The sequence below is a fragment of the Nonomuraea rhodomycinica genome (genome assembly GCF_013363995.1).
GTDB classification, from domain to species: domain Bacteria; phylum Actinomycetota; class Actinomycetes; order Streptosporangiales; family Streptosporangiaceae; genus Nonomuraea; species Nonomuraea rhodomycinica.
Window position 1 is genome coordinate 187,158 of the sequence record NZ_JABWGO010000001.1, and the last position, 20,132, is coordinate 207,289.

The 20,132-nt window shown below is 67.8% G+C and carries 19 protein-coding genes; 10 read left to right on the plus strand and 9 right to left on the minus strand.

The features are described 5' to 3' along the window. Positions 1 to 33: 33 nt before the first annotated feature. From HT134_RS47475 to HT134_RS00950, 3 genes are read right to left on the minus strand one after another with little or no spacing between them, the layout of a single operon-like run. Complete coding sequence (locus HT134_RS47475) at positions 34 to 1,830, minus strand: ATP-binding cassette domain-containing protein (RefSeq protein ID WP_175598336.1); 1,797 nt, start codon at positions 1,828 to 1,830, stop codon at positions 34 to 36. Further along, positions 1,827 to 3,668 carry an ATP-binding cassette domain-containing protein gene (locus tag HT134_RS00945; RefSeq protein ID WP_175598337.1) on the minus strand — a complete coding sequence of 614 codons (1,842 nt, stop codon included), beginning with the start codon at positions 3,666 to 3,668 and terminating at the stop codon, positions 1,827 to 1,829. The genes HT134_RS47475 and HT134_RS00945 overlap by 4 nt, the downstream gene beginning before the upstream one ends. Continuing rightward, positions 3,665 to 3,931: a phosphopantetheine-binding protein gene (locus HT134_RS00950; RefSeq protein WP_217707127.1), complete on the minus strand. Its 267-nt coding sequence runs from the start codon at positions 3,929 to 3,931 to the stop codon at positions 3,665 to 3,667. Before HT134_RS00950 ends, HT134_RS00945 begins: the two co-directional genes overlap by 4 nt. A 559-nt stretch (positions 3,932 to 4,490) precedes the next feature. On the opposite strand from HT134_RS00950, the gene HT134_RS00955 reads away from it, so the two are divergent. From HT134_RS00955 to HT134_RS00990, 8 genes are all read left to right on the plus strand, one after another. Continuing rightward, on the plus strand, positions 4,491 to 4,919 hold the full coding sequence (locus HT134_RS00955) for a hypothetical protein (RefSeq protein ID WP_175598338.1): 429 nt from the start codon (positions 4,491 to 4,493) through the stop codon (positions 4,917 to 4,919). Then, positions 4,879 to 6,375 carry a class I adenylate-forming enzyme family protein gene (locus HT134_RS00960; protein WP_175598339.1) on the plus strand — a complete coding sequence of 499 codons (1,497 nt, stop codon included), beginning with the start codon at positions 4,879 to 4,881 and terminating at the stop codon, positions 6,373 to 6,375. Before HT134_RS00955 ends, HT134_RS00960 begins: the two co-directional genes overlap by 41 nt. Beyond that, complete coding sequence (locus HT134_RS00965; protein WP_175598340.1) at positions 6,372 to 7,610, plus strand: type III PLP-dependent enzyme domain-containing protein; 1,239 nt, start codon at positions 6,372 to 6,374, stop codon at positions 7,608 to 7,610. The genes HT134_RS00960 and HT134_RS00965 overlap by 4 nt, the downstream gene beginning before the upstream one ends. Before the next feature lie 10 nt (positions 7,611 to 7,620). Continuing rightward, positions 7,621 to 7,902 (plus strand): phosphopantetheine-binding protein, encoded by a 282-nt coding sequence (locus HT134_RS00970; protein ID WP_175598341.1) that lies wholly within the window; start codon positions 7,621 to 7,623, stop codon positions 7,900 to 7,902. Positions 7,903 to 8,320: 418 nt separating this feature from the next. Beyond that, complete coding sequence (locus tag HT134_RS00975) at positions 8,321 to 8,767, plus strand: transglutaminase-like domain-containing protein (RefSeq protein WP_175598342.1); 447 nt, start codon at positions 8,321 to 8,323, stop codon at positions 8,765 to 8,767. A gap of 34 nt (positions 8,768 to 8,801) precedes the next feature. Then, a complete protein-coding gene (locus HT134_RS00980) occupies positions 8,802 to 9,986 on the plus strand; it encodes an acyl-CoA dehydrogenase family protein (RefSeq protein ID WP_175598343.1) in 1,185 nt (394 codons plus the stop codon). A 439-nt stretch (positions 9,987 to 10,425) separates the two neighbouring features. Beyond that, a complete protein-coding gene (locus HT134_RS00985; protein WP_175598344.1) occupies positions 10,426 to 11,718 on the plus strand; it encodes a condensation domain-containing protein in 1,293 nt (430 codons plus the stop codon). Between the two features lie 22 nt (positions 11,719 to 11,740). Next, the gene (locus HT134_RS00990; RefSeq protein ID WP_281387404.1) at positions 11,741 to 12,538 is read left to right on the plus strand and encodes a class I SAM-dependent methyltransferase; all 798 of its coding nucleotides are present in this window, start codon (positions 11,741 to 11,743) and stop codon (positions 12,536 to 12,538) included. A 37-nt stretch (positions 12,539 to 12,575) separates the two neighbouring features. Here the strand turns inward: HT134_RS00990 and HT134_RS00995 are convergent, their stop codons facing one another. The 6 genes from HT134_RS00995 to HT134_RS01020 all read right to left on the minus strand — a co-directional run bounded on the left by HT134_RS00995 (position 12,576) and on the right by HT134_RS01020 (position 17,982). Further along, the gene (locus HT134_RS00995; RefSeq protein WP_175598346.1) at positions 12,576 to 13,220 is read right to left on the minus strand and encodes a response regulator transcription factor; all 645 of its coding nucleotides are present in this window, start codon (positions 13,218 to 13,220) and stop codon (positions 12,576 to 12,578) included. Continuing rightward, positions 13,211 to 14,374 carry a sensor histidine kinase gene (locus HT134_RS01000; RefSeq protein WP_175598347.1) on the minus strand — a complete coding sequence of 388 codons (1,164 nt, stop codon included), beginning with the start codon at positions 14,372 to 14,374 and terminating at the stop codon, positions 13,211 to 13,213. The genes HT134_RS00995 and HT134_RS01000 overlap by 10 nt, the downstream gene beginning before the upstream one ends. Positions 14,375 to 14,398: 24 nt before the next feature. After that, the gene (locus tag HT134_RS01005) at positions 14,399 to 15,199 is read right to left on the minus strand and encodes an ABC transporter permease (protein ID WP_175598348.1); all 801 of its coding nucleotides are present in this window, start codon (positions 15,197 to 15,199) and stop codon (positions 14,399 to 14,401) included. Between the two features lie 89 nt (positions 15,200 to 15,288). Beyond that, positions 15,289 to 16,203 carry an ABC transporter ATP-binding protein gene (locus HT134_RS01010; RefSeq protein WP_175598349.1) on the minus strand — a complete coding sequence of 305 codons (915 nt, stop codon included), beginning with the start codon at positions 16,201 to 16,203 and terminating at the stop codon, positions 15,289 to 15,291. A 116-nt stretch (positions 16,204 to 16,319) separates the two neighbouring features. Beyond that, entirely contained in the window at positions 16,320 to 17,708 is a 1,389-nt protein-coding gene (locus tag HT134_RS01015; RefSeq protein WP_175598350.1) for a serine hydrolase domain-containing protein, read from the minus strand. Between the two features lie 16 nt (positions 17,709 to 17,724). After that, positions 17,725 to 17,982: a hypothetical protein gene (locus HT134_RS01020; RefSeq protein WP_175598351.1), complete on the minus strand. Its 258-nt coding sequence runs from the start codon at positions 17,980 to 17,982 to the stop codon at positions 17,725 to 17,727. A gap of 222 nt (positions 17,983 to 18,204) precedes the next feature. Here HT134_RS01020 and HT134_RS01025 point away from each other — a divergent pair, with 222 nt between their 5' ends. Further along, complete coding sequence (locus HT134_RS01025; RefSeq protein ID WP_175598352.1) at positions 18,205 to 19,152, plus strand: GbsR/MarR family transcriptional regulator; 948 nt, start codon at positions 18,205 to 18,207, stop codon at positions 19,150 to 19,152. Between the two features lie 154 nt (positions 19,153 to 19,306). Continuing rightward, positions 19,307 to 20,128, plus strand: a complete 822-nt coding sequence (locus HT134_RS01030) for an alpha/beta hydrolase (protein ID WP_175598353.1) — start codon at positions 19,307 to 19,309, stop codon at positions 20,126 to 20,128. Positions 20,129 to 20,132 lie beyond the last annotated feature (4 nt).

The following is a 20,132-nucleotide window of genomic DNA, read 5'->3' on the forward strand; positions in this document are numbered from 1 at the left end:
GATCCCCTCTCCGCGATGGAGTCGTCTTGCTCGTCAGCCGGGAAGTCGGTATGCAGTTGCCTGCGCTGCGAACAGTTCGCTGTACTTCGAGTCGCGGGTCATCAGATCCTCGTGGGATCCGTGGTCCACCAGCCTCGCCTGGTCCAGCACCAGGATCAGGTCGGCACCGCTCACCGTTGAGAAGCGATGCGAGATGATGACGGTGATCGCGCCATGGCTCTCAGCCAACCGTTTCGACTGAGCCATGTAGCGATCGAAGATCGCCTTCTCGCTCGGGGCGTCCAAAGACGCGGTGGGTTCATCGAGAACAAGGAGGAGCGGGGTGGTGCGCATGGCTGCACGGGCCAGCGCGACCTTCTGCCACTGTCCTTCCGAGAGATCAACGCCTCCGAAAGTCCGTCCCAGTACCGTTTCCCGACCGTCCGGCAGTTTGGCCACCAGGTCGTCCGCGCCCGCTGCCCGGATCGCGGCCGCGATCCGGGCGGTGTCGTCGCGATGGGCCAGATCACCCAGGGCGACGGACTCCGCGAGAGCGATGTGGGGATACCGGCCGAAGTCCTGGAAGGCAGCGCTGGTGCGGGCGCGCCAATCGGTCGCTTCGATCGCCGCGAGATCCGTCCCGTCGACGAGGATCGCTCCGGCATCCGGTCGATAGAACTTGCTGAGCATCTTGACCAGCGTGGACTTGCCGGATCCGTGTTCGCCCACCACCGCCACCATCGCTCCGGCCGGCAAGGTCACAGTCACGTCGTCAAGGGCCGGACGGGTTGTGCCTGGATAGGTGTAGCGCAGATTGCGGATTTCGATGCCCCTGGCGAGCCGCTGAGGGGCGGGTTGCGGGATCGGCGTCCCGGATCGCTTCTGCCGCTTCACGTAGTCCTGCAACCACAGATAGGGCTCAATGTGGTAGCCGGCGTTCATCATGGTGGTCACCTGGCTGATCCCGTTGTGAACAGCCTGAAGGAGGCTCACCGCCAGCGTGACCAGGAGCACGATGTCGCCTGCGGAGGCTTCGCTGATGACCGACCCCAGCAGGAACGTGAAGGCGATGGTGAACGCCACCCAGCCTCCGATCGCCCAGAGGGCCGCGCGTAGGCGCGCTCTGAAGCGGCCCATCATCGCCTCGTCCCAGGCCGCCCGTTGTCGCCGGGTCACCTCGGGGCCGGCGCCGGCGACCCGCAGTTCCTTCGCCGGTCCCGCGCCCGTCGCGAGTTCGAAGAGATGGCGCTGGAGGCGGAATTGTTCCGCGGTGCCGACCTCCATCGCGTTGATGATCCTTCGCGCCCTGTGATCCGTCCACACCGGGACGACCGCGAAGAGCAGGAGAGACAAGAGCCGGGGATCGACAGAACCGAGAATCCACAGACTGATCGCCAGCTGGACGAGGGTGAATCCGGTGCGGACCACCGTCCACATGCCTTGGACCAGTGACCACGCGGATCCGCGCAGGATATCGACGCGATCGAGGTAATCGCTCAGCTCCATGTGCGCGATGTCCTCGATGCCGGCGATGTCCTCAGTCACTCGCCGATCAACATCGGTCGGGCCCACCTTCCCCACAGCGAGGAACATCGCGATCAGGCCGTGTAGCCGATTGACCACGAGCGTAAGGACGCAGGCCAGCGCCGCGCCCACAGCTGCCAGGACGGCGCTCTGTGCCTGTGCGTGGACCATTCCGTCCACGACGGACCGCAGCAGGAGAGCCAGAGCAATGGTGAGGGCGACGGACAATGCTTCGAGTGCGAAAACACCCGCAGTCAGTGCTGGAACACGTCGCCACGAAAGAACGAGCAGATCTTTCCAGAGGCGCAGGTACTTTCGCGCCCTCACGACACTCCGCCCATTTCCAGCCGGTCATCGTATCCACGCTCGAAGCGCGCGGCTTGCATCGTGAACATCTCCGCGTACTGTCCGGCCTGCGCCATGAGCTCATCATGAGTCCCGGCTTCGGTGATGCCACCATCGTGAAGCAGCACGATTCGATCAGCCCTTCGCACAGTCGACAGGCGATGCGTGATCAGTACCACCGTCCGGCTCCCGTGGTACTTCGCCAGGCAGTCGAACACCTCGGCTTCCGCGCGGACGTCCAGATGCGCCGTGGGCTCGTCGACCACTGCGACCTGTGCCTCTGTGCGCAGCGCATAGAGGGCCCTGGTGAGCACGACCTTCTGCCATTGCCCGCCGGACAGGTCGATCCCGCCACGCCTGGACCGCGACAGGGGGGTCTCCCAGCCTTCGGGAAGCTCGTGAATGATCTGTGAGAGCCCGGTGTCATCAGCGGCGGCCTGTGCCATCTCGGTTCGCGCCGGGAGCATGGCGCGCCCCATGGTGACGTTGTCGACGGCGGGAAGCTGGTACTGAATGAAATCCTGGAACACCGCGCACAGCCGTTGCCGCCAGGCCGCCAGGCCGATGTCCGCGATGTCCGCTCCATCGGCGGTGATCCGGCCTGAGGTCGGCCGGTACAGCCCCGTGAGAAGCTTTATGAGCGTCGATTTTCCTGCGCCGTTCAACCCTACGATCGCGAAGAGCTCTCCCGGGCGGATCTCCAGGTTGACCCTGTCGAGGATCAGGCGTTCTGTGCCCGGGTAGGCGAACGAGACATCCTCGAATCGGATGAGCGGAGGCGTTCGGTCGTCGCCGGGTGCGGACACGGCGGACGCCGCGCTTGAGGACTGCTCGCCGATCACCGACGGCAGCTCCCGGAGGGCCCGCACACCTGGAATGGCACCCTCGATCAGGACGACATCGGCGAAACCGAGCATGGTCAGCATGGACCAGGAGGCGGTGAAGACCGCCGTGGCCGCGGCCACGGAGTTCACACCGCTCGCCGCATCCCAGGCGACAAGCGCGTACGCGATGATCAGAGGTGGCCCGACGATAACCGCGATCTTCCATTGGCGGGCGGCACTGGTCGCCGCCGCGGCCCAGGTCGGTGCGAACTTCGCCACGATGAAGTGCTCAGCTCGATCGGCCGCCCATGAGGCGAGCCCGAAGGTGCGCACCTCCTTGCCGCCGGTCCACTCCGTGGCCAGCCTTTTCCAGTGGTCAGAGCGCAGGCCGTCCATGATCCCGCCGCCCTCGAGCTGAACGTGCTCCAGGAACTGGCGCCTCATCACCCTCCGCGCGGCCACGGCCGGCACGACCATCAGGGGTACGAGCCACCAGGCGAACGCCGCCAGCACGGCGGCGGAGGCGAAGACCCCGAAGTAGGCGTACATCAGTTCGAGTTGCGCCAGGGCGCCCTGGCCCGGCGACCTTTCAGTCCAGAACTCGCGGTCGGCGCGAGCGAGGCGAATGAGCTTTTGAACGTCCGGGCGTTCCAGGGCGTCGATGGTGCCACTGGAGACGGCGAGGCGGATGAGCTCCGATCGCTGAGCACCGTCGATTCGCTGCTCAGCCAGGAAGGTCAACGGGGCGAGCAGCTCCGGAATCAGCCGGCCGGCGAGAATGACGGCGCCCAGCAGGGTGAGGGGCACCCATACCTCCTCGCCGTGCACGATGTCGCCACCGGCCAATCTCTGCACCAAGAGCGATACGACGAGCGCCGTTGCAGGCGGCACCAGGCTGTGGAGGGTGCGCAGCGCGATGATCACCGCGAGCAACTGCGCGCCGACGTGGCGCAACGCGCGCAGCAGCATGAGGCGCTGACTGACGACAAGCTTCATGGCGAGGGAATCGACCTGGCGCCGATGAGTGGCGCCACCACGCCCCACAGCGTGCATGGCGTGGTGAAGGTCTGCTGAGTCAATGCCTCATCAGGGATGACGATGTCGTAGGCGGCCTCGATCTGCAGGAGCAGCTCGACGGAGGCCATCGAATCCAGTCCAGCATTCTGCAGGTCTTCGGCGGGGTCGATAGCACCGGACGAAAGAGATGGAACCGCCTGGCGCAATAGTCCCTCGAATTGGCTGTCCCACATGTAGGTCATCGAGCTCCCGTTTACTACGGATACGTTTGAAGATGTCACGATCTGTCACATTTGACCTAGGGGCTGACGTGCGGTCCACAAGGCAGCGAGGGGAAGGTTATATCGCCATGACATCCCTACACAAGACCTTACCAAGCCGGTGTAAAGACGGCCCTTATTGCCAGTCGCACATTCCGGAGCAGGACAGCGAGGGCCTTGCAGTCGCCGACGTGAGCGAGTTACTCTCCAGCGGGGCTTGGCTGTCGCTCAGGCGCTGCGAACGACCAACATAATGGACAGGTGTAGTAGCTTTGTTTTCCATTGGAATTCTCCACCCCGCCGCACGGGTTCCATCCTCGCTTGGCGGCACAGTCCTCAGAAGTGAATGTGGCGATCGTCTTGAACGCTTGCCGTGACGTTCCCGGAGTCGAGCTTCCAGTCGTACGCGCGTCGCCCACCATCAGCATCGGTCGAGCATTCACGGGGCCGCCGGCCGTTGACCTCACCCATGCCCCGCGCACAAGAAGGGCCTTCCCTCCTGCGCAATGGCGGCAGATCATCCAGAGCGTCCGGGCCCTCGATGGAGATCACGTTCGTCGGCGGGCGTAGTGGTGATCTCAATTCCGATGTGATCGCATCGCAGGCGGACTCATCCATCGTGCTCGCATCCGCCGTACGCGCCGTCGATGCCGCGTTACGGCTGGACAGGCGGGTTGATGCGCATCGTCTTGAGCAGACCTGCCTGCCTGATCGCGGACGCACCCCAGCATCGGCATCGGACGCGTACCGCACGGTCCGGTCAACACAGCCAGATCACTTCCTCGTTGATGCTCGACCGAGAGAGGTGACCGGCTCGGACATGTCCATCAGGCTGTCCTCGGAGGAAACGATATCGAAGTGCCCCCGCCCCGGATCGGTGGTTGGACAATCCGTCGAGGCGCTCAACGACATGAAACAAAGGAAGCTCAATGTCAGTCGCTCCGTCCGATGCCGTCCATCACCTCCTTGAGCAGGCGGCGGCCCGCTCCCCGGAAGCGCCGGCCGTTCAGGACAGAACGATTACGTGGACTTACGCCGAGTTGCTGAGCCTGAGCCTGCGCTTCGCTCGTTGGCTGCGCCACCAGGGGATTCGTCCGGGCGACAGGGTCATGACGAAGGCGGCCAACTCGGCGCATCTCGCGGCCATATTGTTCGGCACGTCCATGGCCGGAGCAATTTTCGTGCCGGCAAATCATCAGTTAACGCCATTCCAGATGGAAAGAATCATCACCGACGCCGAGCCATCGTTGATCCTCACCTCCGGCTCCCAGAAACTCGCCTCCGACCTGCCGGTCCACGAAATCGAGGCGATCTGGCCGGACGTGGTCACGACGGAGGAAGGTGCGCCCGGTCTTCAGTCCCGCCCCTGCGCGCCCGCGCTGCTCATATACACCTCTGGGAGCACGTCCACTCCCAAAGGCGTGGTCTGCCCGCACTCCATGGTCTTGTTCGCAGTTGAGGCCATCGCCGAGCGGCTCGCCTACACCAGCGACGACCGGATCTTTCTTCGGCTGCCCATGTCGTTCGACTACGGGCTCTATCAGCTCCTCCTGTCCGTACGGGCCTCGGCATGCGTGCAGATCAGTGACATCGACAGCGGCGTCACACTGTTGTCGGAGCTGCGGGCCTCCGCCTCGACGATCATGCCCGTGGTGCCGCCCCTCGCTCAGCTGCTCGTCCAGCTCGCAGATCGCGCGCCAGTGCAGGTTTCCTCGGTCCGGTTGTTCACCAATACCGGTGCACAACTGTCACCGGCCTTGGCCCACGACCTGCGTGCCAACTTCCCCGGATCATCGGTCGTCTTCATGTTCGGCATCACGGAGTGCAAACGGGTGTCGATCAGCGTGCCCGACGAGGACTTGATCAGAGAGGGATCGCTGGGGCGGCCGCTCACTGGGACCGATGTCTGGATCGAAGGACCCACAGGTGCCCCGTTACCTGCCGGCGAGATCGGTCAGATCGTGGTGCGGGGGCCCCATGTGATGGCCGGATACTGGCGAGCTCCCGAGCTTACGGCTCAGAGGTTCTGCTTCGAGAGGGGAGGAGCCGCTCTCCGTACAGGCGACTACGGCTGGCTGGATGAGACGGGCAACCTGTATTTCCACGGACGGCGTGACGACGTCTTCAAGCGGCGGGGGACTCGGGTGAGCCTCACCGAGGTCGAGGCGGCGGCCGAGGCTGTTCCCGGCGTGCGTGAAGCGGTCGCGGTGCACGATCGCCTCGTATCCGAGGAAGACCTCTCGCTGGTGGTGACCGGCTCGCTCTCCCCCCAAGAGGTTCTGGCAGAGCTGACGAATCGCCTGGACAAGGCCCGGATCCCCGACAGATGTTTCGTTGTTCCCACGATCAGTCTGTCTCCGAACGGCAAGGCTGACCGGACCACCGTCCGCGATGAGGTGCGGATGCTGAGGACAGGACAGAAATGATCAACGCAGCCGATCTGATCGCTTCGTTCGGCAGTCCGCTGTACGTGTATCAACTCGATACCCTGGCGGCGGTCGCGGCCCAGCTCCGGGGAATGCTCCCCGCGCCTGCAACGCTCTTCTACTCTCTCAAGGCCAATCCGCATCCCCAGATGGTGGCTGAGCTCGTGGCGACCGGCTGCCGGGCGGAGGTGAGTTCGATCGGTGAGCTCACGGTCGCACTCCAGGCCGGATGCCCGCCGCAAGATTGTCTGTATACCGGCCCAGGAAAGACCGAGGGCGAGCTACGAGCGGCGATATCGCGGGGAGTCACGCTCTTCTCGGCCGAGTCGTCCAGCGACGTCGGCCGGATCAGCGGGGCGGCGGGGGCGCATGGCGTAGTCGCGCGATGCCTCCTGAGGATCAATGGAGTCGGCGGGGCAGCGCGGGGCGCCATACGAATGACCAACCGGTCATCGCAGTTCGGCTTCGACCTGGGCGACGTGGATCAGTGGGCCGTCGAGGTCATGAAGGCGCCCCACGTGTCGGTGGTCGGGCTGCACTTTTTCCCCATGAGCAATGCCCGCAGCGAGCAGGACCTGGCCAGCTCATTCGTCGAGAGCATCGGCACCGCTGCCCACCTGCGCGACGCCTACGGAATCCCCATGCAAGTCCTCGACCTGGGTGGGGGATTCGCCGCACCTTTTGCGAAGCCGGGCGTTCTTCCGGAGTATCCCGCGCTCAAGTCAGAACTGACTGCCGCACTCAAACAGCATTTTCCGGAGTATGCCGCGGGCACTCTGGAGCTGGCCTTCGAATCAGGCCGCTACCTGAGTGGCACGGCCGGCGCTCTGTACACCAGCGTGACCGAAGTCAAACAGAGTATGGGAAGCACCTTCGGAGTGTTGGATGCCGGCATCAATCACCTCGGAGGCATGTCCGGGCTCCGTCGGCTGATGCCCGTCGAAGCGAAACCGGAGGCGACCGGCGACGAGCCCAGGACACGCCTGAAGCTTGTGGGTCCGCTGTGCGCTCCCAGCGATGTCCTTGCGACAGACCTTGAGATCGCGCTACCTGATCCGGGGGACGTCCTGCAGATTCCCAACGTGGGCGCCTACGGGCTGACCGCGAGCCTGCTTGCTTTCCTCAGCCGCGACTCTCCTGTGGAGCTGACGATACGCGGCGACCAAGTGATCTCGGCGTCACGCCTCGTTGTAGCTCGCCAGCCGTTCACTGCGCGGCCCGTCCATGAGGACTAGCCAAGCATGCGTGAACGCTCGACCCACAGGAAGGCTCCAGACGATGACCGCGAGCAGCCTCCACGAGCAGTACCGACTGCTCCTGCTTCGGCACCTGCCGGACGTCACCGAAGAGCAACTGCTCATGGACACCCGGTTGCCCGACCTCGGCCTCGACTCCCTCTCCACGGTCCAGCTCCTCCTAGAGATCGAGGAGGAATTCATGATCTCCATCCCCGACGAACTGATGACACTGGAGACATTCAGCACGGTCGGCTCGCTGTATTCCGTCGTCAGAGAGCTGGCCGACTGACGTGGCCGAGCTGCAGAGGTTGGTCGACTCTCTCCGGTTCATACCGAATCGATACCGGGCATTCACGGTAGCCCCCGCCGATGCGGAGAAGCGGCTCGGACTTCAAGCGCATGTTCTTGACCAACTCGTGGCGGCCGGCCTCCCGCATACTGCCTACTTCGACAACAACGATCTGGAAAACGTATCTCTGTATCTCGGCGCCAGGTCTCCCCGCCGCGCGGCGATGATGTGCTGGGTTCGGAGCCTACGACGGTCGTTGCGGAGCCCCGTGCCCCACGAGATACGCACCAGCGCGACCTGCGCCAGTTCTGAGCACCGCGGGCCGTGCGCCTTCTCCGTTCACCCGGCACTGCACCCGTATGACACGAGGCCGGGCGACGGGAACGAACTGGGAAGGCTGCTCGTCCACTCTTCCCATGTGCCGACCCTGATCCACGAACATACTGTCGCGCTCTTCGCGGAGTTGTCCGACGTCGCCTTCTACCTGCTGCCCGCCGTTCTCAGGGATGACGTTGGTTTCCTCCGCACGAACCGTATGGGTGAGTGCAGCCTGATGGCGCGAGAACTGGTGCGGATCGCACGGCAGAGCGGCTTGGAGGCGCGCACTTCCTATGGGCTGATCGTTTCGGTTCCCTTCTCCACCACGCACACGTGGGCGGAGCTCAGGATCGACGGGGTCTGGATGCCCGTCGACCTCCTGCTGCCCAGAGCGCTCCACGCATGGAAGATCACCACCGATCAGGTGTGGCCAGAACGGCTCTCTCCACGCGGTCTCTTCCACCGACTCACAGCCACAGCTGAGCCTCTGGTGGCGCACGGCGACGCCCTCTGCCGCGTCTCGTTCTCCACCGGAGTCGTGTCGTGACCTTCAGAGAAACGTCACGTCGGAAAGGAACACCATGGTGACCGACAACTCCGGAGCCCCGGACGCGATCGCCGCGGCCCGAGAGGTTCTGCCGACACTTCACAAGACCGCAGCCGAGGTCGACGCCGACGCCAGATTCCCAGAGGAGAGTCTCGCCGCCCTCCGCGCTTCGGGTCTCATGGGACTCCTGGTCCCCCGGCACTACGGGGGCCTCGGTGGAACACTTGACGACCTCGTGCGAGTCGCCCAGGTCCTCGCGGGTGGCTGTCTGTCCACCGCGATGATCTTCGCTATGCACTGCCAGCAGGTCGACGCCCTCGTCCATTTCGCGCAGGAGGAGCTCCGCGAGCGGATCCTTCCTCACATCGCCAAGGGGAAGATCTACCTCGCATCGATCACGTCGGAACGAGAGAGCGGTGGCCATCTGCTCACCGGCGCATCACCCTTGGAACCCACAGCCGACGGCTTGCTGCTCAAGCGCGACGCGCCTGTGGTCACAGGTGGCGCACACGCTGATGCCTATCTCGTCACCATGCGATCACGGCCTGAATCCTCCCCCAACCGGGTCACCTTGGTGCTTGTCGACCGCCATCAGGCCGACGTCGAATTCACCGGGGAGTGGGACTCGCTCGGGATGAGGGGGACGCACAGCATCGGCTTGACGATGCGAGCGACCGTTCCCACGGAGCAGATCATCGGAGAGGACGGCGAGTTCCGTCGGGTGGCGGTCGAGAGCTTCATGCCTCTCGCGCACATCGGATGGTCGGCCTGCTGGCTCGGCACGGCCACCGAGGCTCTCCGGGAGCTCGTCACGGTGCTGAGGTCGGCGAAGCGCCCGAAGAGCCTGGACATAGGCTCCGATCTCCTGCACGAACGAATCGCCCGGATCAGACAACGACTAGAGCTGATCAGCGCCTATCTTCGGCTGGTCACCGACGAGGTCGCCGACCACAGGAACCGGGGCAAGAGCCTGGACAGCTCGCAGGTCCAGATTCACCTCAACATCCTCAAGATAACCGCCGCTGAACTGGCGTACGAGGTGAGCGATCACTGCGTGCAGGTCGCCGGCCTCGGCATCGGTTATCTGCGCAACTCACCGATTCCCTTCGAACGCCATCTGCGCGACCTGCGGTCGGCGGCTCTCAACTACTCCAACGACAGGCTGCTGCGGGCAACCGGCCTGCTGGCTCTGAGCGACTCGGCTGTCGGCCTCATATGAGGAGGCGCTTTGCAGTCGTGGAGGGCGGTCCTCTTTTCGGCGGCCGCCACTCGTGACCAGCGCGATCGCGTCCCCACGGCACACCAACGCAAATAGCGCGCGCCAAACACATTTCCGTGAATGTGCGGCGCCGGCTTAACATGCTCGAATAATCGACTTACTCAAGAAGTCAAGCCAGTAAATCAACCCTTGCGCACGGTCAATGGGTGTGACAACATTCATTATCGAAGCGCACGCCTGAAAACGGGCGGCAATTGGGAGAGGAGTTCGGTATGGCCACCAGCAAGCCCGGCTAAACTTTCCGCCCATGCGTGATCCCGGGTGGCGGACGCAGAATTCCGGCGTTCGCCACCCGTCAACCCGAGAGAACGGGCAAGAGTTTGGACGGAGCAATTCTGAGCAGGCAGGCCGCCGCCCGAGCCGGTGGACCCGATGAGGGGTGAAATTGATAGCGGCACCACTGAGCCTGGGGCAACTCTATATCTTTCGAGGAATCGAGCGGCACCCCAAGGATCAGCTGCACAATATTGGGGTCACATACAATCTTGATCATACATGGCGCGTTCCTGACGGCGTCACCGTCGCCAGGATCCTCAGCGCTTTCGCGGGACTGGTTGAGCGCAACGAGGTCCTGCGGACGACATACGACGGCATCGGGAATCGAAGCCGGCAGGCGCGCCAGATCATCCATCGAGCGCCCCGCGTAGAGTTACCGGTCCTCAGCTTCATCGGTGGAGACGGCCAGGGCCGTGCGGCAGAGGTCGCCGAGGAATACTGCACACGGGCGATGGACCTGGGAGAGCAGTTTTCCTGGCGGGCCGCGTTGATCGTTGTCGACGGTCGCCCCTCCCATATCGCGCTCTGCTTTCATCACATCGGCGTGGACCTGGCAGCGATCAGCCTCCTCAGAGAGGATTTTCAGCGCCTTCTGGAGGGCCGGCCCGGGCCGGTCAGGCCCGGCCCGCGGGAGATCGCGGAGTATCAGGGCTCCGATAGATGGCGACGCCGGAGCGAGCGAGTCGATCGCTATTTCAGTGAGGTATGGCGGCAGAGCGCTCGCTGGGAGGCCATCCCTCTGGAGGGCGAGGGCGCATCGCAGTGGATGGCCACGCTGAAGACCGGACTTACTCCCGGGACGCTGCAGCGACGCGCAAGTGAGCATGGTCTCAGCATCTCCAGCCTGCTGATGGGTGTCTTCACCAGAGCTCTGGCTCGTGCCGGCTCACTGATACAGCCGACGATCCAACTGATGTCGGCCAACAGGTTCGATCCCGCGCTCAAGCAGGCCGCCGCCAACCTCGGCCAGTTCGTCCCCGTTCTCCACCGCACCGATCCCACGGAGCGGCTCGGCGTCCATTGCCGACGCCTCTACCGGGAAACGCTGATCGCTTTCAGAAACGGCTGCTATGACATAGACCGGGTTCGATCACTCCGCGAGGAGGCGTACGGCGGTCGGCCGGACGACGATCCGGTGATCTATTTCAACTACGCAGAGGGGGATTCGCGTCGTCATGCCGACGACGATCTGGAAGTTGCGAGGCTGTCCTGGGGGGCCGTGCGCATCGCGGTAGAGCCAGGCTTCTATGGATACGTCTGGGGCGGAACCCACGTGTCGCTCATCCTGCGCTCATTCTGGCCACGATTCGACCGCCCCCAGGTTGAGGCAGTCATACGGGACATGCATGCCGAGTTGGTCAGAGTGATCGTCTCCGACCAGGAGTTGGACGCGTGATCCATCAAAGTCGGCACAGCCCCTGCATAGACGGGAGTATCAGGTGGAAGGTTTCAACGCCGCGATGTACGGCGAGCGGATAGCCGACGTCTATGATCAACACTTCTCGGTCGAGCCGGACCTTACGGCCAAGCAGTTGAACGTGCTGTCCAACCTCCACCAGAGCGGTCGCGTCCTGGAGGTCGGGGCCGGCACCGGCAGGATCGCCCTACCCCTGGCACTGGCAGGGAAGGACGTGCATGCCATCGATATCAGCCCGAAGATGCTTTCAGTTCTCAAGGAGAAGGCCGCCGCGCAGGCCGCCACACTGGAGATCGAGCTTCTGGACATCGCCGAGGAGGCCCCGGCAGGGAAATATGGTTTGATCACCTGCCTGTTCAACACCTTCTACATGCTGGGCGGGCATGATGAGCAGAGGCGCGCCCTGGAAAATCTTTCCTCGTGCATCAGCGAAGACGGCGTCCTCGTGATCGAGACGTGGCTGATGTCGGAGCGGCAGAAGCAGGACGAGAGTTTCACCCAGACTCTGCTCATCAGACGGATCCTGCCGGACGAAGTCGTGCTGTCGGCAATTCTTGTCGATCGAGAGGACTCGAGACTGGATATCGGCGACATTCACTTCACCAAGGACGGGATACGCCTCTTCCCACACCAAGCACATTACCTCACGCTTGAGGAAATGGACTCCCTGTGCAAGCAAGCCGGCTTTATCCTTCTCGATCGCTGGTCCGACTGGAACATGACGCCGTTCGCCGCCGGTCTCACAGACGTGATCTCCCTCTACCGCCTTGCACCCCGCACCATGGAGGACGATGTGTAGTCATGGTAGGTGTGCGCGCAGTCGCGCGGCACGGTGGTCAGGCGTCGAGGTAGCGCAGGATGGCCAGGACGCGGCGGCTGTAGCCGGGGTCGCGCGGCAGGTCGAGCTTGTCGGTGATGGCGTTGATGTGCTTCTCGACCGTGCTGAGCGACACGTGCAGGCGGGCGGCGATCGCCGTGTTGACGTAGCCCTGGGCGAGGTGCCGCAGCACCTCGGTCTCGCGCGGGCTCAACCGGCTCAGCGGGTCGGCGCGGGCGGTGCGGGCCAGGAGCCGGCGGACCACCTCCGGGTCCACGACCGTGCCGCCCGCGTGCACCCGCCCGAGCGAGTCCAGGAAGTCGCCCACCTCCGAGACCCGGTCCTTGAGCAGGTAGCCGAGCCCCTCGGTGCGGCCCCCGAGGAGGGTGGCCGCGTAGGTCGTCTCCACGTACTGCGACAGGACGAGCACGCCGACGTCCGGGAGGCGTTCGCGGATCTCCAGCGCGGCCCGCAGCCCCTCGTCGGTGTGCGTCGGCGGCATGCGCACGTCGACCACGGCCACGTCGGGGCGGTGCGCGCCGACGGCGTCGAGCAGCGCCTCGGCGTCGCCGACGGAGGCGGCGACCTCGTGCCCGGCGTCCTCCAGCAGCCGGCTCAGGCCCTCGCGCAGCAGCACCGAGTCGTCGGCCAGGATCACCCGCACGGCGTCTCCTTGGGCAGCGTCGCCGCGATCGTGGTCGGGCCGCCCGGCGGGCTGTCGACGCTGAACGTCCCGTCCAGCGCCAGGACCCGCCTGGCCAGGCCGGACAGCCCGCCGCCTGCGGGGTCGGCGCCGCCGGCGCCGTCGTCGGAGATCACCACGCTCACCGCCTCCTCGTCCTCGGTCAGCACGACGAGGACGTCGTGCGCGCCCGCGTGCTTGATCGCGTTGGTGATCGCCTCGCGGGCGACGAAGTACAGGGCCGTCTCGACCTCGCGCACCGGCCGCGCGGCCAGCCCGTAGTGCACGGTCACCGGTACGCCCGACCGCTCGGCCACGCCCGTGAGCGCGGCGCGCAGGCCCAGCTCGTCCAGGGCGGTCGGATAGATCCGCCAGGCGACGCTGCGTAGCTCGTCCAGGAGCCGGCGGGACTCGGCGTAGGCCTGGGCGACCAGCTCGCCGGTCCGGGCCGGGTCGGCGTCGTGCCGGGCGCGGCCGAGCAGCATGGCCAGCGCGACGCCCCGCTGCTGGACGCCGTCGTGCAGGTCGCGTTCGATCCTGCGCCGTTCGTCGTCCACGGCGCGGACGATGCCGGAGCGGGTCGCGGTCAGCTCGGCGATGCGCCGGCGCATCAGCTCCTGCCGGCCCGGCCCGAGGAAGTGGCCGGCCAGGCGGCGTTCGGCGGCGCCGGCGGCCAGCGCCGCGGGCACGGTCAGCGTCAGCAGGAGCGCCGCGGTCACCAGCCCGACGATCCCGCTGTCGGTGACCAGCCGCACGCCGGGCAGGTTGACGGCCACGGCCTCGCCCCGCCCGGTGGCCAGCGCCCACAGCCCGCCGGCCAGGAGCAGGCCGGACAGGAACAGCCCGGCCGCGAAGGCGTACCCCACGACGACGCCCAGGGCGGCGCGGGCGGCGAGGAAGCCGTAACCGCCGCTCGCCGGTTCGGTGTCGTGGTCGAGCCAGCGGGCCAGCCGGGCCCGCTCCAGCGACAGCAGCCGGGCCAGGCCGCGGCCGGCGGCGGGCCGCGCGGGCGGGATCAGCCGGGCCGGGACGGCCGCGCAGAGGAAAACCAGTTCCGCGATCCCGAGGGCCGCGCCCGCGAGCACCCCGGTCAGCGTGCGCGCGACCCGGTGACCTGGCACGGAGGTGGATGACATGGGGGAAGCCGGCACGGCCGCAGTCTAGGCGTCGCGCCGGCGCAGCACCGCGTGGCCGGCGGCCAGCGCCGCCGTGGTCCAGGCGAGCAGCCAGGCCAGCCCCTCCCCCGCCGGGTACGGGATCGGGCCCCCGGTGACGGTGTCGGCGCTCTCCATGAAGGCGAGCCCGGCGAACAGCGGCATGCGCAACGACGCCGCCAGCGCCGCGGAGCCGCCCGTCATCAGCAGGATCATCGGCACGCCCATGAGCAGCATGAACACCACGCTCAGCGTTCCGGCGGCGCTGCGCACGGCGGCGCCCACGCCGACGGTCATCACCGACACCAGGGCGAAGAACAGGCCCATGCGCAGGAGGTCGAGCGCGATCCGGTCCGGGGGCAGCGCCACGCGGGCGCCGAACACGTCGGCCGACAGCACCGCGGTGACGGCCGCGGTCGCCGCCGCCCCGGACAGCACTCCCGCGACGGCCGCCACCGGCGCCACCACCAGCGCCTTCGCGGCGAGCACCCGGCCGCGCACGGGCACGGCCTGGAGCGTGCCCCAGATGCCGCGCGAGGCGTACTCCGCGGTGATCACCAGCGTCGCCATCGCGGCCAGCGCGAACGGGACGAGCGCCGCGGCCGACACCACCGGCCCGCTGGCGGTGACGCTCGCGTCCCCGGCGGCGGCGCGCGCCAGGTCGGTGGCCTCGCCGGCGCCGACCGTCACCGCGCCGAGCACCGTCAGGGCCGCCGCGCCGGCCAGGCACCACCAGGTGGAGCGGACCGACCACAGCTTCACCCACTCGGCGCCGACCGCCCGGCCCAGCAGCACGACCCCGTTCACGCGGCCGTCCTCCTCATCGCCCACTCCACCGCTCACGCGCCCGTCCCCCTCGCTCACGCGCCGGTCCCCCTCGTCGCGTGGTCCACCGCTCACGCGCCGGTCCCCCTGGTCGCGTACTCCACGCTGCCGGCCGTCAGCTCCTGGTACGCCTGCTCCAGCGAGGCCTCGCGGGTACGCAGCTCGTGCAGCCGGATGCCAGCCTCGTACGCGAGGTCGCCGACGCGCTCGATCGTGGCGCCGGTCGCCACCAGTTCGTTCTCGCCGAGGCGCTCCACGGTGACGCCGGCCGCGGACAGCCGCGCGGACAGGTCGTCCGCGTGCGGCGTGCGGACGGCCACGGCCGTCAGGGCGCTGCCGGCGATCACCTCGGCCAGCGGCGCGTCCATGATCAGCCGCCCCCTGCCGATCACGACGAGGTGGTCGGCGGTGAGCTGCATCTCGCTCATCAGGTGGCTGGAGACGAACACCGTGCGCCCCTCGTCGGCCAGCGAGCGCATCAGGTGACGCACCCAGCGCACCCCCTCGGGGTCGAGGCCGTTGACGGGCTCGTCGAACATCAGCACCGCGGGGTCGCCCAGCAGCGCGGCGGCGATGCCGAGCCGCTGGCTCATGCCCAGCGACAGCGCCCCGGCCCGCCTGCGCGCCCCCTCCGCCATGCCGACCCTCTCCAGGACCTCCGCCACCCGGCCGCGCGCGATGCCGTTGCTGCGCGCCAGCGCCGTCAGGTGCGCGTACCCGCTCCTGCCGGGGTGCAGCGCCCGCGCGTCCAGCATCGCGCCGACCGTCCGCAGCGGGTTCCTGAGCTGGTGGTACGGGACGCCGCCGATCAGCGCGGTGCCCGCGGTGGGGCGGTCGAGGCCCAGGACGAGGCGCATCGTCGTCGACTTGCCCGCGCCGTTGGGCCCGAGGAACCCCGTCACGGCGCCGGCCCTGACCTCCAGCGACAGGTCGTCCACGGCCGTACGGTCTCCGTAGCGCTTGCACAATCCCTTGAGACTGATCACACCGGCTGAGGCTAGGTGGCCGTCCGGACGGCCACCATGGAGGCGAACCGTCGTCTTCTATGGCGGAAACCCGTAAAACGGCCGTGCCGGAGCGGAGTGAGCCGCCCGACCGGCGGTCAAAGAGCGCCGGTGCGCGGGGCCGCCCGGCAGTTGGTGTGGAGGTACCGCGCGACCCCGTCCTGGAAGTCATGGATCGCGACGGTCTGCGGGTCCTCGAGCGGGTCGTCCGAGGGCATCAGGAAGTGCGTCTCGCTCACCGGGAGCAGGTCGTGGGTGATCCGGTCGGGCCTGCCGGCGAAGCGGGCGTTCACCGGGTCCATGACGAGGGTGAGGCGGAGCCGCCCGTCTTCGGCGTGGACCTCGTAGCGGGAGCCGGGCCGCTCGTAGACGCCCTCGTACCGGGACGGGTCGAGCCTCAGCGAGGGATCCGGCTCGGGCAGGTCCGGGATCGTGACGGCTCCGAGGCCGGCCAGGATCTCGTTGAACACCTTCTTGTAGAAGCTCTCGCGGGGTCCTCCGTTGGTCAGCATCGTGAGCGCGACACCGGAGTCCGGCAGGATCCGCAGGCGGGCGTTCTGGCCGATGGTGCTGCCGTCGTGCGCGTACACGGTCTCGCCGTGCCAGTCGCACACGACGAGCCCGAGGCCCCATTCCGGCCCGAACATGTACGGGTCGGGCACGGCGACCCGGGAGGTCATCATCTCCCGCACCGCCGCGGCCGAGACGATGCGCGTGCCGTCGGCCGCCCTGCCCTCGTGCAGGAGGACGTGCGCCATCGCCAGCACCTCGGGGACGGTGGAGGCGATGTTGCCGCCGGGCCCGAAGGCGCGGGGCAGGTGGCTCAGCGGCGAGACGACCGGCCCCTCGTCGAGCGAGCGCAGGATGTGCCCGGTCGCGGCCCGGTCCGGGTCCACGTCCTCGTGCCGGCTGCTCGTGGCCGTCAGTCCGAGGGGGCCGAAGAGGCGGTCGCGCATGACGGCGTCCCACCCCTTGCCGTCGATCACCTCCATGACGCGGGCGAGGATCGCGTAGCCGAGGGCCGCGCTGTAGCCGTGGGTGCGGCCCAGGGGGTGGACCTGGGGCGCTGCTGCGATGCCGGCCACCATGCGCGCGTACACGTCGTCGCCCTCGCCGGGGTCGCCGTAGTCCTCCTCGATGCCGTTGGTGTGGTTGAGCAGGTGGCGCGGCGTGACCTCGGCGGTCGTCACGGGGTCGGCGACCGCGAAATCGGGCAGGTACGCGCGCACCGGCTCGTCCAGCCCGGCCTTGCCCTCGTCGACGAGCTGCATGAACGCGAGCGCGGTCCAGGTCTTGGTCATGGAGCCGAGCTGGTAGACGGTGCCGGTCGTCGCCGGCTCGCCCGTGAGCACGTTCGTCACGCCGGCGGCGAGGCCGGTGATCCGCCCGTCGTGGAGCACGCCGATCGCCGCGCTCGGGATCCGGTACTCGGCCAGGAGCTCGGTGACCCGTCCCCGGACCTGTTCCACGTCGAAGGTCTCTGCCATCGGGGCCCTTCCCGGGCTACTTGGAGAGGCCGACCGCGTTGGCGGCGTCGGCCTCGAAGTACTCCGTCACGGCGAAGGGCCCGGTGGGCCCCTCGAAGATGTCCCTGACGCTGTCGATCGAGTCGTGGACGACGACGTTCACCGCCTTGGTGCCGTCGCCGCCGGCCACGGCCAGGACCCACCTGGCTCCCTTGGGCAGCCGGGCGTGCGCCTCCTTGAGCGCGGCCCAGAACCCGTCCTCGTCGGAGATCGTGGAGATCGCCATCACGTGCATCGTCGCTTCCTCCTCTGACGCCTTCCCGGAGTTTCCGGATGGCGAAAAGCTACATTGCGTTTCCTGGAGCGTCAACGTATCAACCCTTTGAAACCAGCGTCTATGCAGGTGAATTCGCACAATCGTTGCAACCGCCTTGCTGGGAAATGCAACCCGCACTCGTCGTTCGTTGCAATGTAATGTGGATGAACGCGACCACGTCGACCCGCAGGAGGCCGGCCGATGCCCGGAGCCAGACTCACCCACGAGGACCGCCGGCTGATCGCGGCCTGGCTCGCCGAAGGGCTCGGGTACGCCGAGATCGCCAGGCGCCTCGGCCGGCCGACCTCCACGATCAGCCGGGAGGTCGCGCGCAACGGCCTACACGGCGGCTACCTCGCCGACCGCGCCCAGCAGGCAGCCGGACGGCGCGCCCGCCGGCGCGGGCCGACCGGCGAGCCACAGGGGGAGCCGCCGATCGACGGACGGCCGTCCGAGGAGGTGCGCGCGTTCGTGGACGAGCTCGCGGTCCTGCTGGCCGGCACCGGGCTGACCCGGATGGCGTCCCGGGTGTTCGCCTGCCTGATCACCTCCGACGCGGGGAGCCTGACGGCGGCCGAGCTGGTACGCCGGCTCCAGGTCAGCCCGGCGTCGGTGTCCAAGGCCATCGCCGCCCTGGAGGCGATCGAGCTGCTCCGGCGCGAACCGGACTCCCGGGGACGGCGCGAGCGGTACGTCGTCGGCGACGACGTGTGGCGACGGGCGTGGAGGGCCGACACCGGAGCGCACGCCGAGGTGGCCAGGGCCGCCCGGCGCGGCGTCGACGTCTTCGGCGCCGGCACGCCCGCCGCGATCCGGCTGGGCCGGATGGGCCGGTTCTTCGCCCAGATCAGCGAGCAGATGGACGGCGGCGGTCTGACCGAGGCCGTCGTGCTCGACACGCTGACGGTGCTCGCCGCGCTCGTGCACGCCGGCCGGCCGGTCACCGGGGAGGAGCTGGCCGCGGCGCTGGACTGGCCGCGCGGGCGCGTCGCCGCCGCCGTGGACGCGGCCGGACGCCGCCCGATCATCGCCGATCCGCTCGCGCTGGAGCGCACCGAAGCCGGCGCGTACACCGTCACGGCCCGGCCGGACCGCCTGAGCCCGGCCCAGCGCGAGGCCCTGCCCGGCCCCGCATGCCGCTGCTCCTGATCGCTACCCGGCCGGACGGGAGCGGTCCTGATCGATCCCCGGCCGGACAAGAGCGGTCTTAATCCGTCCCCGGCCGGACGAGAGCGGTCCTGATCCGTCCCCGGCCGGACGAGAGTAGTCTTGATCGGTCCCCGGCCGGACGAGAGGCTGCCCCATGACCTTCCCTGACCTGGCGGAGCTGCGCGAAGGCTCGCGCCGGCGGGCCGCCGCCCGCCCCCGCGGCCCCGAGCTGGCCCGCGTGGAGGACCTCCGCGGGCCGGGCGGGCTGCCGCTGCGCCACTATCGGCCGTCGGAGCAGGCCCGGCCGCTGGTGGTGTTCGCGCACGGCGGCGCCTTCGTCATCGGCGACCTCGACACCCACGACCGCACCTGCCGGCGCATCGCCGACGCCTGTGACGTCGAGGTGCTGGCCGTCGACTACCGGCGCGCCCCCGAGCACCCGTACCCCGCGGCCGTCGAGGACGTGACCGCCGTGCTGCGCTGGGCGCGGCCCGCGGCGGTGGCCGGTGACAGCGCCGGCGGCTACCTGGCGACCATGGCGTGCCTGCGGCTGCGCGACGCGGGCGAGCCGCTGCCCGCCCTGCAGGTCCTCATCTGCCCCAACACCGACCTGACGCTCTCGCAGCCGAGCGTCGCCGAGAAGGGCACGGGTCACTCGCTGGACGCCGACTTCCTCATGTGGGCCGTCGCGCTGTGGACGCCCGACCCGGCCGGCCGCGCGCACGCCAGCCCGCTGCTCACCGCCGACCTGTCCGGCATGCCGGACACGCTCATCGTGACCGCCGAGCACGACGCGCTGCGCGACGAGGGCGACGCCTACGCCCGCCGGCTGGCCCAGGCCGGCGTACGCGTGCGGCACCGGCAGGAGCCGGGCCTGGAGCACGGCTTCATCCAGAACATGGACCTGACCTCGGCCGAGGCCGCCGCCGCCCACGACCGCCTGTTCGCCGACATCGCCGCCCTGATCCCCCGGTGACGGC